This window comes from Marinovum sp. J2-8 (assembly GCF_055808435.1).
Genome location: NZ_JBVVRZ010000001.1, coordinates 895,115 through 910,829, shown reverse-complemented (window position 1 = coordinate 910,829; position 15,715 = coordinate 895,115). Strand labels below are relative to the sequence as shown.

Genomic DNA, 15,715 nt, shown 5'->3' with positions numbered 1-15,715 from the left:
CATCATCCAAAGGGTGATGGGCCAACCAGCCCGTGAATAAAACCGATCACCCCGAACAGGATGACGGATATGGCGGCAAACATCCCGTCCTTGGCATAACTTCCGCCTGCGGGGGCGGTCCAATTGGGTTCTGCCCGGTTGATCACCGCTATCTGCACCACGGCCCACACCAGCAATCCGCCAAACAGAATGACCGAGGCCAGATCGCCATTGACCAACAAATGCGCGATTGCCCAAAGACTGAACCCGATCAACATCGGATGGCGCATACCAGAGAGAAGACGCCCCTTCTTGGGCGCAGGTGACGTCATGAACAGCGCGGCAAGCACCAACAGATAGTTCACATGGCGCGCCCAATCCGGCGGGAACCACACGTCAATGAACGGCGCGGCGCGGTAGCCCAGAACCATCAAAACGACAGAGACAACAATCGCCAGCGCAACAATGCCCTTGCCCTTGTCGCCCAGGGCGGCACGGCGCTCTGGCGATATGCGTTTAAAGAAATGTGCCAGCACCCAGAGGGCGAGGCCGAGGATCAGGACAAACATTGGCTTACTCCGATGAAAGGGCGGCTATCATCTCGGCTTTTGCCAGAGTTTCCCGTGCGGTGGCAACGTGAAGGTTTTCAACAATGCGCCCGTCGACCACGGCAACCCCCTGCCCTTTGGCCTCGGCCTCTTCAAAAGCGGCGATCTGACGCCCGGCCAGGTCGACCTCGGCCTCGGACGGGGCAAAGGCCGCATTGGCGATATCGACCTGCGCCGGATGGATCAGTGTCTTGCCATCCATGCCCATGTCACGCCCCTGTTCGCATTCCGCGCGCAGGCCTGCGTCATCCTTGAACGCATTATATACGCCATCCACAATCACCACCCCATGCGCCTTGGCCGCCAACAGGCACAGCCCAAGCGAGGTCATCATCGGCAGGCGATCCGCCCGGAACCGGCATTGCAGGTCCTTGGCCAGATCATTGGTGCCCATGACAAACCCGGCCAGCTTTGGATGTGCGGCAATTTCAGCGGCATTCAGCATCCCCAGTGGCGATTCCATCATCGCCCAGATCGGCAGGTCGCCGGTGATGTCCGCCAGAGCATCAAGATTAGCGGCGGAATTCACCTTGGGCAGCAACACCACATCAGGAGCCATATCCGCAACCGCGCGGGCATCGTCAGCCCCCCATTCGGTATCCAACCCGTTGATCCGGACGATTTTCATGCGCTGGCCATAGCCGCCCTGACCCAGCGCCGCCGCCAGTGTGGCACGCGCATTGACCTTTTCCTCAACCGCAACAGCATCTTCGAGATCAAAAATGATCGCATCGACGGCCAAAGTGCGGGCCTTGGCCAACGCCCGGTCCTTGGAACCGGGAATATAGAGAACAGAACGATAGGGGCGCGCGCGCATATCCATGGGTCGGATCCTTCTGAAAACGTGCCAGTTGCTGGCCTGCTTAATTCGCCGTGTAACATTGTTGCGCGAATAAGGGGCATTAATTTGCAAAAAGTTCAAGACCGAAATCGCCGCGGCGCAGCAAAAACCGGGCGCAACACCCATCGCGCGCCCGGTTTACCCAGGAATTAATCCTTTTGCGGCACGGTATCCTCAGGGCTGACCAACAGGGTTCGCCCAATTTCCAGGCACTGGCCGATGCGGCCACATCCAATGGAGGGTTAGTTATGAGGAATTTTCGGGACGTGGTTCTGGCACTTGGGGCCAGGCACGCTGGTGTTGGCGGCCACACAGGTACAGGCGCAAACTCAGGCGCAAACTCAGGTGCAAAACCCACAGAGCCAAAACCAGCTGGAAGTCCAAGGCCAACGCCCCGCCGGCCAAAATTGTGCACCTCGGCCAAAAGTCATCGCACGGCTGGCGGAAAAATACGGCGAGACCCGGCAATCCATCGGCCTGGGCAGTCAAAACGCCGTGGTCGAGGTGTTTGCCTCTCAGGAAACCGGCAGCTGGACGATCATCGTCACCATGGCCAACGGCGTCACCTGTTTGCTGGCTTCGGGGCAAGCCTTTGAAACCCTGGCGGAAACACTTCCGGTGGCGGGCACGGATGCCTGACCCGTGAATGGCGGTCACGTGATCCAACCGTGACCCATTGTCTTCGTTTTCGTTCAGGCCGATTTCAATCCGGCCCCATCAGTACAGCGCATCCCAGATCAGTTTGACCCCGGTGCACGACAGCAAGATGTAGGTCAGGGTGAAAAACACCTGCTGCGGGATCATGTGATGCGCCTTGACGCCGAGCCACGCGCCAAACAACGCCGCCAGCACGAGATAGAGATCGGCGGTAAAGGTCTGCAGCGTAAAGATTCCAAGAAAGCTGTACGGCACGAATTTCAGCAGATTGATGGCCCAGAACACAAGCACCGTCGTCGCCTGATACGGGGTCTTGTCGAGATTTCGACCCAGCAGATACACCGCCGCAGGCGGGCCGCCCGCGTGGCTGACAAAGCTGGTGAACCCCGCGACCAAACCGGCCCAATATCCCCCGCGCGCCGGCATCCCGTTCCGGCCCAGCCTGATCCAGCCCAGTTTCACGCTGACCTGCCAAATTACAAAAACAATTGAAATCAGGCCGATCAGGAACCGGATCATGTCGTCATTGGTGACCTGATAAAGCGCGGTGCCCAACGCCACCCCGGGCAGCGCCCCAAGCATCAACCGGCGCGCTTCTGGCCAGGACCAGCGTTTCCAATAGGGCCGCAGACTGGCGACATCGACCAGCATCAAAAGCGGCAGCATGATGCCCAATGCCAGCCCCGGCGGCAGCACAATTGCCAGAATCGAAGAGCTTGCAAAAGCGGCACCAGAGCCGAATCCGGACTTTGACATGCCTGCAAAAGCGACAGCGGGCAATGCAATCGCGAAAAATCCCGGTGTAAATTCCAACATCCAAATGCCGCCTAACTGCCCTAGTTCTTGGGTCTTTAGCGTTAACTTGGCACGCCTGCCAGCCCCGCCACCGTGACACGCCGCAGCGCGGCGCACTTGCGTCGGGACCAAAAGCGCACTACCCAAATTGCCAATTCCAACCCTGACCGGAGAAAATTCCATGGCCAGACCCAAGATTGCCCTTATCGGCGCGGGACAAATCGGTGGCACCCTTGCTCATCTCGTCGCGCTCAAGGAATTGGGCGATGTCGTCCTGTTTGACATTGCAGAAGGCACACCCGAAGGCAAAGCGCTCGACATTGCGGAATCCGGGCCTTCAGAAGGCTTTGACGCCACACTGAAAGGCACCCAGGATTACGCCGACATCGCTGGCGCAGATGTTTGCATCGTGACCGCCGGCGTGCCGCGCAAGCCGGGCATGTCGCGTGATGACCTGCTGGGTATCAACCTGAAGGTCATGAAATCCGTCGGCGAAGGCATCCGCGACAACTGCCCCGACGCATTCGTGATCTGCATCACCAACCCGCTGGATGCGATGGTCTGGGCGCTGCGTGAATTTTCCGGCCTGCCCCATGCCAAGGTTTGCGGCATGGCCGGCGTGCTGGACAGCGCGCGGTTCCGTCACTTCCTGGCGTCGGAATTCGACGTGTCGATGAAAGACGTCACCGCCTTTGTTCTGGGCGGCCACGGCGACACCATGGTGCCGTCGGTGCGGTATTCCACCGTTGCGGGTATCCCGCTGCCCGATCTGGTTGCGATGGGCTGGACCACACAGGAAAAACTGGACGCCATCGTTCAGCGGACCCGTGATGGCGGTGCGGAAATCGTTGGCCTGTTGAAAACCGGCTCGGCGTTCTATGCCCCGGCGACCAGCGCGATCGAAATGGCCGAAGCCTATCTGAAAGATCAGAAACGCGTTCTGCCCTGCGCGGCATATTGCGACGGCGAATTCGGCCTGAACGGCATGTATGTCGGCGTGCCCACCGTGATTGGCGCGGGTGGCATCGAAAAGATCGTCAACATCAAGCTCAACAAAGAAGAGCAAGAGATGTTTGATACCTCGATCAAGGCCGTCAAAGGTCTGGTCGAAGCCTGCAAGGGTATCGACAGCTCGCTGGCATAAGCGACTGCACCGACAAGTATTGGAAGGGGCGTCCGATTTCGGGCGCCTTTTCTTTTGGGGTCAGGGGGCTTTCCATTCGCCACAACAGATCCCGCAACAGAAACCGGGTTTGGCGGCCTTTGCCGGGATCGCAAAACCCCGCTTTTTCCCGCGATTTCATGTCAAGTGATTCGCTTTGCCGATAGCATCTGACCACCTGCCACAAATTTTGTGATCACAGCAGAAAATCGTGTGATCACAAATGTCGGAATTTCGGCGCTAACACCGTTCTGTGGCAAATTACCGTTTAGCTACGTCACCCCATTATGCCAAAGGTGGTGCAATTGCAGCAAGACGGGACAGATGATCCATGAACATTCATGAGTATCAGGCGAAGGCACTGCTTCGCTCTTACGGCGCACCGGTTTCTGACGGGCGGGTCGTACTGAAAGCGGAAGAAGCCAAGACCAAGGCTAGCGAAATGGACGGCCCATTGTGGGTGGTCAAGGCCCAGATCCACGCAGGTGGACGCGGCAAAGGCTCTTTCAAAGAAGAGAGCGCCGGCGAAAAGGGCGGTGTGCGCCTGACCAAATCGGCGCAGGAAGCTTCGGAAGAAGCGAAAAAGATGCTGGGCCGCACATTGGTCACGCATCAGACCGGCCCGGCGGGCAAACAGGTCAACCGCATCTACATCGAAGACGGTTCGGGCATTGAAACCGAATTGTACCTCGCCCTGCTGGTGGATCGCCAGACCAGCCGCGTGTCGTTTGTCTGCTCGACCGAGGGCGGCATGGACATCGAAGAGGTCGCCGCGTCGACCCCGGAAAAAATCCTCAGCTTCTCGGTTGATCCGGCCACCGGTTACCAGGCGTTCCACGGCCGCCGCATCGCTTTTTCGCTGGGTCTGACCGGCAAGCAGGTCAAGCAATGCGTTGTGCTGATGGGCCAGCTGTACCAGGCCTTCATCGAAAAAGACATGGAGATGCTGGAAATCAACCCGCTGATCGTGACCGATGGCGGTGATCTGAAAGTGCTCGATGCCAAGATCAGCTTTGACGGCAACGCGATCTATCGCCACCCCGACATCGCCGAACTGCGCGACACCACCGAAGAAGATTCCAAAGAGCTTGAGGCGTCCAAGTACGACCTGAACTACATCGCTCTGGACGGTGAAATCGGCTGTATGGTGAACGGCGCGGGCCTGGCCATGGCAACCATGGACATCATCAAACTCTACGGTGCAGAGCCTGCCAACTTCCTTGACGTGGGCGGCGGCGCAACCAAAGAGAAAGTGACCGAAGCGTTCAAGATCATCACGAGCGATCCGCAGGTCAAAGGCATTCTGGTGAACATCTTCGGCGGCATCATGCGCTGTGACGTCATCGCCGAGGGCGTGATCGCCGCGGTGAAAGAGGTCGGTCTGAAAGTGCCGCTGGTTGTACGTCTGGAAGGTACCAACGTTGAACAGGGCAAGGCGATCATCAACAATTCCGATGTGGATGTGATTGCCGCTGACGACCTGAAAGACGGTGCCGAGAAGATCGTGAAAGCGGTCAAAGGCTGACGCCGAAGGGTGCGCACTCATTGCGCGCCTATCCCCGGAATTCTGGTGCGCAATGAATGCGCACCCAACGTGATAAATTCAGGAGACTCCGAAAATGGCAGTCCTCGTAGACGAAAACACCAAAGTGATCTGTCAGGGCCTTACCGGCTCGCAGGGCACATTCCACACCGAACAGGCCATCGCCTATGGCACCAAGATGGTCGGCGGCGTGACCCCCGGCAAAGGTGGGCAAACCCATCTTGACCTGCCGGTCTTCAACTCGGTGCATGAAGCGATGCATGTGACCGAAGCCAATGCATCGGTGATCTATGTCCCGCCGCCCTTTGCTGCGGATTCGATCCTCGAAGCGATTGATGCGGAAATGCCGCTGATCGTCTGCATCACCGAAGGCATCCCGGTGCTGGACATGATGAAGGTGCAGCGCGCCCTGGAAGGCAGCAAAAGCCGCCTGATCGGCCCGAACTGCCCCGGTGTCATCACGCCGGATGCCTGCAAAATCGGCATCATGCCCGGCCATATCCACAAACGTGGCACCTGTGGCGTTGTCAGCCGCTCCGGCACCTTGACATACGAAGCCGTGAAGCAAACCTCGGACCTGGGTCTTGGCCAGTCTTCGGCGGTTGGCATCGGTGGCGACCCGATCAAAGGCACCGAGCATATCGACGTGCTGGAAATGTTCCTGGCCGATGACGAAACCCAGTCGATCATCATGATCGGTGAAATCGGTGGCTCTGCCGAAGAAGAAGCGGCACAGTTCCTGGCCGATGAAAAGAAAAAGGGCCGCTGGAAACCGACCGCGGGCTTTATTGCCGGGCGCACCGCCCCTCCGGGCCGTCGCATGGGCCATGCCGGCGCGATTGTGGCCGGTGGCAAAGGCGGCGCAGAAGACAAGATCGAAGCCATGCGCGCCGCAGGCATCGTCGTCGCCGACAGCCCGGCAACGCTGGGTGAAGCGGTCAAGGAAGCTATCGACAAGGGCTAGGCCCCTGTTCAAACGGCCAAAATAACCTAAGGTAAGGCGGGGTTATCCCCGCCCTACCCATTGAATGACAACCGGTTCACGTCCGCCAAAGGTGCCAAGATGACCGACCAAAGCCCCAACGACCTTTTCCACGCCTCCAGCTTCATGCAGGGGCACAATGCGGAATATCTGGAACAGATATACGCCCGCTATGCCAATGATCCCACGTCGGTTGATCAGGCCTGGCAGGAGTTTTTCCATCAGTTGGGCGATGCGGACCTCGACGTCAAGAAAGAGGCACAGGGCCCCAGCTGGGCACGTGCCGATTGGCCGCCGGTGCCCGGCGATGACCTGACAAGCGCGCTGACCGGCGAATGGCCGCCCCGCCGCCGGAAGAAACAAAATCGGCGGGCAAGAAGATTGCCGCCAAGGCCAGCGAAAAAGGCATCGAGCTGACCGATAACCAGATCCAGCGCGCGGTGTTGGATTCGATCCGGGCGCTGATGCTGATCCGGGCCTATCGGATCCGGGGCCATCTGGCCGCCGATCTTGATCCTCTGGGCCTGCGCGAAGAGACTTCCCACCCCGAGCTTGACCCCAAAACCTATGGTTTTACCGGCGCGGACATGGACCGGCCGATTTTCATCGACAACGTTCTGGGGCTGCAAATCGCTTCGATGCGTCAGATCGTGGAAATCGTCAAACGCACCTATTGCGGCACTTTCGCGCTGCAATACATGCATATTTCCGATCCCGAACAATCAGCATGGCTGAAAGAACGGATCGAAGGCTACGGCAAGGAAGTGAAGTTCAGCCGTGAAGGCCGCAAAGCCATTCTGAACAAGATGGTCGAAGCCGAGGGTTTCGAAAAATTCCTGCATGTCAAATACATGGGCACCAAGCGCTTCGGCCTTGACGGCGGCGAGAGCCTTATTCCCGCGATGGAACAGATCATCAAACGCGGCGGCGCGCTTGGGGTCCAGGAAATCGTGATCGGCATGCCGCACCGTGGACGTCTGTCGGTGCTGGCCAATGTGATGAACAAACCCTATCGGGCGATTTTCAACGAATTCCAGGGCGGCAGCTTCAAACCTGAAAGCGTCGATGGCTCTGGCGATGTGAAATACCACCTCGGGGCCTCCAGCGACCGGGAATTCGACGGCAATACCGTGCACCTGTCGCTGACTGCCAACCCCAGCCACCTCGAGGCGGTGAACCCGGTGGTTCTGGGCAAGGCCCGCGCCAAACAGGACCAGAAAAAAGATTTCGAGCACAAGACCGTCATCCCTGTGCTTCTGCATGGCGATGCCGCCTTTGCCGGTCAGGGTGTGGTCGCGGAATGTTTTGCCCTGTCAGGCCTGCGCGGTCACAAGACCGGCGGCACGATCCATGTGGTGGTCAACAACCAGATCGGCTTTACCACGGCGCCGCATTTCTCGCGCTCGTCGCCCTATCCGACCGACAACGCATTGGTGGTGGAAGCGCCGATTTTCCACGTCAACGGCGACGATCCCGAGGCCGTGGTCCACGCCGCCAAGGTCGCAACCGAGTTCCGTCAGAAGTTCGCCAAAGACGTGGTGATCGACATTTTCTGCTACCGCCGGTTCGGTCACAACGAGGGCGATGAACCGATGTTCACCAACCCCGTGATGTACAAAAAGATCAAAGGCCACAAAACCACGCTGTCGCTTTATACCGAACGTCTGGTCAAGGATGGCCTGATCCCCGAAGGCGAAATCGAGGATATGAAAGCCGCGTTTCAGGCCCACCTGAACGAGGAATTCGAAGTCGGCAAGGATTACAAACCCAACAAGGCCGACTGGCTGGATGGGCGTTGGTCCCATCTGGATCGCCAAAGCGACGACGACTACCAGCGCGGCGAAACCGCGATCAAGCCCGAGACCTTTGACGAGGTCACCACCGCATTGACACGGGTGCCGGATGGTTTCCCGCTGCACAAAACGGTGGGCCGTATTCTGGAAGCCAAGAAGAAGATGGCGGAAACCGGCAAAGGCTTTGACTGGGCCACAGCCGAGGCGCTGGCCTTTGGCTCACTTGTCACCGAAGGTATCCCGGTACGTCTGTCGGGCCAGGATTCCGCGCGCGGCACGTTTTCACAACGTCACTCGGCGATCATCAATCAAAACACAGAAGAGCGTTACTATCCGCTCAACAACATCCGCGAAGGTCAGGCCCGTTTCGATGTCATCGACAGCGCCCTGTCGGAATATGCGGTCAGCGGGTTCGAATATGGCTACACATTGGCCGAACCCAACGCGCTGGTGATGTGGGAGGCCCAGTTCGGCGATTTCGCCAACGGTGCCCAGATCATGTTCGACCAGTTCATCTCTTCCGGCGAAAGCAAATGGCTGCGCATGTCCGGGCTTGTCTGCCTGCTGCCGCATGGTTTTGAAGGTCAGGGACCAGAACACTCCTCCGCACGGTTGGAACGCTTCCTGCAAATGTGTGGTCAGGACAACTGGATCGTGGCGAATTGCACCACCCCGGCCAACTACTTCCACATCCTGCGTCGCCAGATTCACCGCACCTTCCGCAAACCTCTGATCCTGATGACGCCGAAATCGCTTTTGCGTCACAAGCTGGCGATCTCGGAAACCGAAGATTTCACCACCGGGTCAAGCTTCCACCGGGTGCTGTGGGATGATGCCGAAAAGGGCAATTCCGACACCACCCTGCAATCGGATGACAAGATCAAGCGCGTGGTGATGTGCTCTGGCAAGGTCTACTATGACCTGCTTGAGGAACGCGATGCCCGTGGCATCGACGATATCTATCTCTTGCGGTTCGAACAATTCTATCCCTTCCCGGCGATCTCTGCCGTCAAGGAACTGGAACGCTTCAAAGACGCCGAAATGATCTGGTGTCAGGAAGAACCCAAAAACCAAGGCGCCTGGACCTTTATGGAACCAAACCTTGAATGGGTTCTCAACCGGATCAAAGCCACCCACAATCGCCCGATTTATGTCGGGCGCGCCGCCAGCGCCTCCCCGGCCACCGGCCTCGCCTCGCAACACAAAGCCCAACAAGCCGCCCTGATTGATCAGGCGCTGACGATCGAAGGAAAGTAAGTTATGGCAACCGAAGTACGCGTCCCCACACTCGGCGAATCCGTGACCGAGGCCACTGTCGCCACATGGTTCAAGAAACCCGGCGACACCGTCGCGGTTGACGAAATGCTGTGCGAATTGGAAACAGACAAGGTAACGGTCGAAGTGCCGTCGCCTGCGGCTGGCACCTTGGCGGATATTGTCGCGAACGAGGGCGAGACCGTGGGCGTTGACGCCCTGCTCGCCAATATCTCGGAAAGTGGCGAGGCCGCCGCACCCGCGCCTGCAAAAGCACCAGAGGCCACAGCGGAAACCCCGGCCGATGCCGGCGGCAAATCCGTTGATGTCATGGTCCCGACCCTGGGCGAAAGCGTCACCGAGGCCACTGTGTCGACCTGGTTCAAAAAGGTTGGCGATACCGTGGCCCAGGACGAAATGCTCTGTGAGCTGGAAACCGACAAGGTCAGCGTCGAGGTTCCGGCCCCCGCCGGCGGCGTCCTCGCCGAAATCACGGCGCCCGAAGGCACCACCGTCGATGCCACCGCCAAACTCGCGGTGATCTCCTCCGAAGGTGGCATTGTCACACCCAGCGAAGCAGACATGCACCCCGCCGCCGCCCCGGCCGCAACCGGCAAAGACGTCGAAGACGCCCCCGCCGCGAAAAAAGCCATGGCCGAGGCTGGCGTGTCGCGTGATCAGGTCCAGGGATCGGGCCGGGATGGCCGCGTGATGAAGGAAGATGTGGCCCGTGCCGTGGCCGCCGCCACCTCTGCGCCCGCAGCCGCTGCGGCCCCTGCCGCCGCACCACGCGCGCCGGTCGCAGCGGAGGATTCGGCCCGCGAAGAACGGGTCAAGATGACCCGCCTGCGCCAGACCATCGCCCGCCGTCTGAAAGACGCGCAAAACGCCGCCGCGATCCTGACCACCTATAACGAGGTCGACATGACCGAGGTCATGGCGCTGCGGAATGAGTACAAGGATCTGTTCCTGAAGAAACACGGCGTGAAGCTCGGCTTTATGTCCTTCTTCACCAAGGCCTGCTGCCATGCATTGAACGAAGTGCCTGAGGTCAACGCCGAAATCGACGGCACCGACATCGTGTACAAAAACTTTGTCCACATGGGCATCGCGGCTGGCACGCCGCAGGGCCTCGTCGTTCCGGTCATCCGCGACGCCGACCAAATGTCCTTTGCCGACATCGAAAAGGCGATCGCCGAAAAAGGCAAACGCGCCCGCGATGGCAAGCTGTCGATGGCGGAAATGCAGGGCGGCACCTTCACGATTTCGAACGGCGGCGTCTATGGCTCGCTGATGTCCTCGCCGATCCTCAACCCGCCGCAATCCGGCATCCTCGGCATGCACAAGATCCAGGACCGCCCAATGGCGATCAACGGCAAGGTCGAAATCCGCCCGATGATGTACCTCGCCCTGTCCTACGATCACCGCATCGTCGACGGCAAAGGCGCGGTGACCTTCCTTGTCCGCGTCAAGGAAGCGCTGGAAGACCCACGCCGGTTGCTGATGGATCTGTAACGGCAGATTACGCCACCCATTGGGGTGCGCAGTCGCTGCGCACCCTACCCCAAAGGCGGACACAATGACCCCCGAACTCACCGCCCTCACCCTCGCCGCATTGCTCCAGATCGGCCAGATCGTCCTTATGGCGGTCCCGGCCAACCTCGAGCTTGGCACCGGCAAAACCCTGTCGCCCCGCGACCGGGACCGGCTGGGCGGGTCATTGGAAGATCAGATGAGCCTGCGCACCGCCCGCCTCTGGCGCGCGATGAACAACCACTTCGAAAGCCTGCTGCTTTTTGCCATCGCCACCCTCATCGTCACCTTCGCCGACAAGGGCAGCGCCGTGACCGCCGCCGCCTGCGGCCTCTACCTGCTGGCCCGCCTCCTCTACATCCCGGCCTACGCCTTCGGCTGGGTGCCCTGGCGCAGCATCTTCTGGGCGCTCGGCCTGCTCTCCATTCTCATCCTGCTCGGCGCGGCCCTCCTATGACCGCAGCCCACTCTTTCATCTGGCCAAAAATATCCCGGGGGACGTCGCCAAAGGCGACGGGGGGCTGGCCCCCCTCCCCGTTCTCAAGAAAGGACCATCCCAATGGCAAGCTATGACGTCATCATCATCGGTGCAGGCCCCGGCGGATACGTCGCGGCCATCCGCTGCGCACAACTGGGGCTGAAAACCGCCTGTGTCGAAGGCCGCGAAACGCTCGGCGGCACCTGCCTCAACATCGGCTGCATCCCGTCCAAGGCGCTGCTGCATGCCAGCCACCAGCTGCATGAAGCAGAGCACAACTTTGCCAAGATGGGCCTCAAAGGCAAATCGCCCTCCGTCGACTGGCCCCAGATGCTGTCCTACAAGGACGATGTGATCGGCCAGAACACCAAAGGCGTCGAATTCCTGTTCAAGAAGAACAAGGTCGACTGGCTCAAAGGTTGGGGTTCGATCCCCGAGGCCGGCAAGGTCAAGGTCGGCGACGAGATCCACGACGCCAAGAACATCATCATCGCCTCCGGCTCTGAGCCGTCGCCGGTGCCGGGCGCAGATGTGACCGTGGATGAAAAGGTTGTTGTCACTTCCACCGGCGCGCTGGAACTGGGCAAGGTGCCAAAGAAACTGGTCGTGATCGGCGCAGGCGTGATCGGGCTGGAAATGGGCTCTGTCTATGCCCGCCTCGGCTCTGAGGTGCAGGTGATCGAATTCCTCGATCACATCACGCCTGGCATGGACAGCGACGTGCAGAAGCAGTTCAAGAAAATGCTTGAAAAGCAGGGGCTGAAATTCACCCTCGGCGCAGCTGTGCAAAAGGTCGAGGCAACCAAAACCAAGGCCAAGGTCACTTACAAGCTCCGCAAGGACGACAGCGAAGAGACCATTGATGCCGATGTGGTGCTCTGCGCCACCGGCCGCCGCCCCTTCACCGATGGTCTGGGGCTTGAGGCCCTGGGTATTGAGACCACCAAGGGCGGACAGGTCAAGGTCGACGGCCAGTGGCAGACCAACGTCAAAGGCATCTATGCCATTGGCGACGCCATCGAAGGCCCGATGCTGGCGCACAAGGCCGAAGACGAAGGCATGGCCTGTGCCGAGGTTCTGGCCGGTAAACATGGCCATGTGAACTATGGCGTGATCCCCGGCGTGATCTACACCCACCCCGAGGTCGCCACGGTCGGCAAGACCGAGGACCAGCTCAAGGAAGAAGGCCGCGCCTACAAGGTTGGCAAGTTTTCCTTCATGGGCAACGGGCGCGCCAAGGCGATCTTTGCCGGTGACGGTTTTGTCAAACTGCTGGCCGACAAGGACACCGACCGCATTCTGGGCTGCCACATCATCGGCCCGGCAGCGGGTGATCTGATCCACGAGATCTGTGTGGCGATGGAATTTGGTGCCTCTGCCGAAGACGTGGCGCTGACCTGCCACGCGCATCCGACCTTCTCCGAAGCGGTGCGCGAGGCCGCGCTGGCCTGTGGCGACGGCGCGATCCACATGTAATCGACTTATCGACAATCTGGCCGGTGGCATCGCAATGATGCCATCGGCCGCCCAAAAGCTATGAATAGCTTTTGCAATTTCCATCCATGGAAATGCGCCCGCCGGAACTTCTCGGCCCCGAAACTCAGGACGGAGGTACGTCACCCGTCTTGGCGCGTTTTCTGTCGCGGCGTTTCTCGGTCGGGAAATCGCTGAACCCCGCTTCCAGCATCAGCGCCTGCGACGCCGCTTCGACCCGGTCTTCCAGCTCGATCATGAAATCCACCCGATCAATGCCCGGTGCAATTGGATCAAGAAATTCCACCACCGCCAACCCCGGTTTGCGCAGGATGCCCGTGCGGGGCCAGAACACACCGACATTGGTCGCTACAGGCACCGCAGCCTGGCCCAATTCGGCATAAAGCACATGGCTGCCCACCTTGTACGGCAGATAAGCGCCGGGGCCGACCCGCGTGCCCTGGGGGTAAATGACCAATTGGCCGGGATTGGCCAGCCCCGCCGCCACATCAGAAACCATCTTCTGGATCGCCGCACCGCGTTTGCCACGTGCCACCGGCACACAGCCGATGCGTTTGGCGTATTGGCCGATCACCGGGGTATAGAGCAGTTCTTGTTTCATGATGAACTTGGCACGCGGCAGCGCGTGATAGATCATGATGATATCGAGAAAGGATTGATGTTTGGCCGCGACCAGGACCTCGCCAGAGGGCACTGTTCCACGCACCTCGCAGCGCAAGCCAAGCATGATCCGCGCGGTCCACATCACCCATCGGCAATAGGTTTTACAGGCCAGCACCGCGCCGTTCCGGCTTAGCAGCGCATAAGGCAGGAACACGATCCCCATCAGGGCCATCATCAGGTACATTTGCACCACAAAGACCAGCGACATCACGAATTGCATTATCTCAGCCCCTCCAGCACCCGCAACGCCGCCCAGCGCGTGGCGGCAAAAGCAACGATGGCGGCCAAAACAGGCACCAGCAGCGGCCACAGCCAATGCAGGCCCTGAAACCGCAACCCGGTCAGGATATTCGCCTCGGCATTGGCCGAGGGCAGCAACAGCACCGCGACCAGGCCAACCAGCATGCCAATCGTCGCGCCCGAAGCCGCGCGCAGGGTGAACCGGCGCACAAAGGCCCGTGCGATATAGGCATCCGTCGCCCCCACCAAACGCAAGACCTGGATCACCGCCTGCGAATTGGCCGCCAGGGCCGCATTGGCCGCCAGCGTGATCATCGCACCCATCGCGCCAAAGATCAGCAGGATCGCCATCCATCCCAGAAATTTCAGCCGCCCCGCCGCCTGAACCAGCGGTTTGCGCCAACGGGTGTGGTCATCCAGCACCGCGCCCGGCAGTTCCGCCTGAAGCCGCAGTCGCAGACCGTCGCGATCATAGCCGGCACCGGTCTCGCGCACTTCGATCAACTGCGGCACTGGCAGGCTCTCGACCGGTAGGTCAGGGCCGAACCAAGGTTCCAGCAGCGCGCGTTGTTCATCCGGGTCAAGTGCACGCGCCTCGGACACACCGGGGGTTTCCGACAGGATTTTCAATGCCCGCTCGGTCTGGGCCGCCATCTGGGCCGCGGGGCAGAGATCCGCAAGGTGGCTGATCCGGCAAGCGCGTCCCGCCAATTGCCGGCGACGCCCCGAAGCCAGCGACAAGGCCAGCGCAAAAACCGCAAGAAAGGCCATCGCCCCCGCCGTGAACAGGGTCAGCCGCGCGGTGAACCCGGTCGGCGGCACCACCCGGTCCGCCCCGGCGTCGACCGACAGAAGCGACGTGATAATCGACAGGTCCACCTTCACAGATCTGCCCCCGCCAGCTGAAGCTTGCGTCCCGAAATGCGCAACACACGCGCCTGCACATGGCTTTTCGCGGCTCGAATCAGGCTGAGGTCATGGGTAGCGATCATGATCGTCTTGCCCATCTTGTTCAATTCGACCAGCAATTGCAGCAGACGCTGCGACATTTCCCAGTCGACATTGCCGGTGGGTTCATCCGCCAGGATGACATCCGGCGACAGGATCAGCGCCCGCGCCAGCGCGGCACGTTGGCGTTCCCCGCCCGACAATTCCGGCGGCAACGCCCCGGCCCGTGCGGACAACCCGACCCAGGTCATCAATTCCTTCAGGTTGGATTGCGCCGCCAATTTGTCCTGTCCGGTGACGGCCAGCGGCAGGGAAATGTTCTCTGCCAGCGACAGATGATCCAGAAACTGGCAATCCTGATGCACAACGCCAATCCGCCGCCGGGCATAGGCCACCTCGTCCCGGCTCAGACTGCGCACATCACGGTTGAACAACCGGGCCTGACCGCCGGTCGGCACAAGCGCGCCATAACACAATTTCAAAAAGGTGGTTTTGCCCGCGCCCGACGGTCCGGTCAGAAAGTGAAAAGACCCCGGCGCCAAACGCAGCGAAATATCAGTCAGCAATTCGCCGCCACCGTAGCTATAGGCCACTTCATCAAGCTCGATCACGCTGCGCACTGCCCCCGAAAACATGCTGTTGCACTTTGGATGACCTGTATTGCATCAGCAATGGTCTGGTTGCAATCCGCGCGTCCGGCTCGGTTGCGCTTTTCCTTGCCGATCCGTTCACTTATGGTGCAAAG

Annotated in this window: 12 protein-coding genes and 2 pseudogenes; 8 read left to right on the top strand and 6 right to left on the bottom strand. The window is 60.0% G+C overall.

Annotation, left to right across the window (positions count from 1 at the left end; all coding sequences use genetic code 11):
- Positions 1-2: 2 nt before the first annotated feature.
- Both AC0L4F_RS04585 and AC0L4F_RS04580 read right to left on the bottom strand, forming a co-directional pair.
- On the bottom strand, positions 3-548 hold the full coding sequence (locus AC0L4F_RS04585; RefSeq protein ID WP_244685815.1) for an NnrU family protein: 546 nt from the start codon (positions 546-548) through the stop codon (positions 3-5).
- A gap of 4 nt (positions 549-552) precedes the next feature.
- The gene (locus AC0L4F_RS04580) at positions 553-1,410 is read right to left on the bottom strand and encodes an HpcH/HpaI aldolase/citrate lyase family protein (protein ID WP_244685813.1); all 858 of its coding nucleotides are present in this window, start codon (positions 1,408-1,410) and stop codon (positions 553-555) included.
- A 363-nt stretch (positions 1,411-1,773) separates the two neighbouring features.
- Here AC0L4F_RS04580 and AC0L4F_RS04575 point away from each other — a divergent pair, with 363 nt between their 5' ends.
- Positions 1,774-2,067, top strand: a complete 294-nt coding sequence (locus tag AC0L4F_RS04575; protein WP_473446070.1) for a hypothetical protein — start codon at positions 1,774-1,776, stop codon at positions 2,065-2,067.
- A gap of 78 nt (positions 2,068-2,145) precedes the next feature.
- Here the strand turns inward: AC0L4F_RS04575 and AC0L4F_RS04570 are convergent, their stop codons facing one another.
- Positions 2,146-2,901, bottom strand: a complete 756-nt coding sequence (locus AC0L4F_RS04570) for a sulfite exporter TauE/SafE family protein (RefSeq protein WP_244685811.1) — start codon at positions 2,899-2,901, stop codon at positions 2,146-2,148.
- Positions 2,902-3,061: 160 nt separating this feature from the next.
- Here AC0L4F_RS04570 and mdh point away from each other — a divergent pair, with 160 nt between their 5' ends.
- From mdh to lpdA, 7 genes and pseudogenes are all read left to right on the top strand, one after another.
- Positions 3,062-4,024, top strand: a complete 963-nt coding sequence (gene mdh, locus AC0L4F_RS04565; RefSeq protein WP_244685809.1) for a malate dehydrogenase — start codon at positions 3,062-3,064, stop codon at positions 4,022-4,024.
- Positions 4,025-4,373: 349 nt separating this feature from the next.
- On the top strand, positions 4,374-5,567 hold the full coding sequence (gene sucC, locus AC0L4F_RS04560) for an ADP-forming succinate--CoA ligase subunit beta (protein ID WP_244685807.1): 1,194 nt from the start codon (positions 4,374-4,376) through the stop codon (positions 5,565-5,567).
- 94 nt (positions 5,568-5,661) lie between these two features.
- Entirely contained in the window at positions 5,662-6,549 is an 888-nt protein-coding gene (sucD, locus tag AC0L4F_RS04555; RefSeq protein ID WP_244685805.1) for a succinate--CoA ligase subunit alpha, read from the top strand.
- A 99-nt stretch (positions 6,550-6,648) separates the two neighbouring features.
- Positions 6,649-9,617: pseudogene (locus AC0L4F_RS04550) on the top strand (2-oxoglutarate dehydrogenase E1 component).
- 3 nt (positions 9,618-9,620) lie between these two features.
- The gene (gene odhB / locus AC0L4F_RS04545) at positions 9,621-11,129 is read left to right on the top strand and encodes a 2-oxoglutarate dehydrogenase complex dihydrolipoyllysine-residue succinyltransferase (protein ID WP_244685803.1); all 1,509 of its coding nucleotides are present in this window, start codon (positions 9,621-9,623) and stop codon (positions 11,127-11,129) included.
- A gap of 64 nt (positions 11,130-11,193) precedes the next feature.
- Positions 11,194-11,604, top strand: a complete 411-nt coding sequence (locus AC0L4F_RS04540) for an MAPEG family protein (protein WP_244685800.1) — start codon at positions 11,194-11,196, stop codon at positions 11,602-11,604.
- Positions 11,605-11,706: 102 nt separating this feature from the next.
- Entirely contained in the window at positions 11,707-13,101 is a 1,395-nt protein-coding gene (gene lpdA / locus AC0L4F_RS04535) for a dihydrolipoyl dehydrogenase (RefSeq protein WP_244685798.1), read from the top strand.
- A gap of 124 nt (positions 13,102-13,225) precedes the next feature.
- Here lpdA and AC0L4F_RS04530 read toward each other — a convergent pair whose 3' ends face one another.
- The 3 genes and pseudogenes from AC0L4F_RS04530 to AC0L4F_RS04520 all read right to left on the bottom strand — a co-directional run bounded on the left by AC0L4F_RS04530 (position 13,226) and on the right by AC0L4F_RS04520 (position 15,581).
- Complete coding sequence (locus AC0L4F_RS04530) at positions 13,226-14,002, bottom strand: lysophospholipid acyltransferase family protein (RefSeq protein ID WP_244685796.1); 777 nt, start codon at positions 14,000-14,002, stop codon at positions 13,226-13,228.
- A pseudogene (locus AC0L4F_RS04525) lies at positions 14,002-14,907 on the bottom strand (cell division protein FtsX). Before AC0L4F_RS04525 ends, AC0L4F_RS04530 begins: the two are co-directional and overlap by 1 nt.
- Positions 14,904-15,581: a cell division ATP-binding protein FtsE gene (locus tag AC0L4F_RS04520; protein WP_244686348.1), complete on the bottom strand. Its 678-nt coding sequence runs from the start codon at positions 15,579-15,581 to the stop codon at positions 14,904-14,906. The pseudogene AC0L4F_RS04525 and the gene AC0L4F_RS04520 overlap by 4 nt, the downstream one beginning before the upstream one ends.
- Positions 15,582-15,715 lie beyond the last annotated feature (134 nt).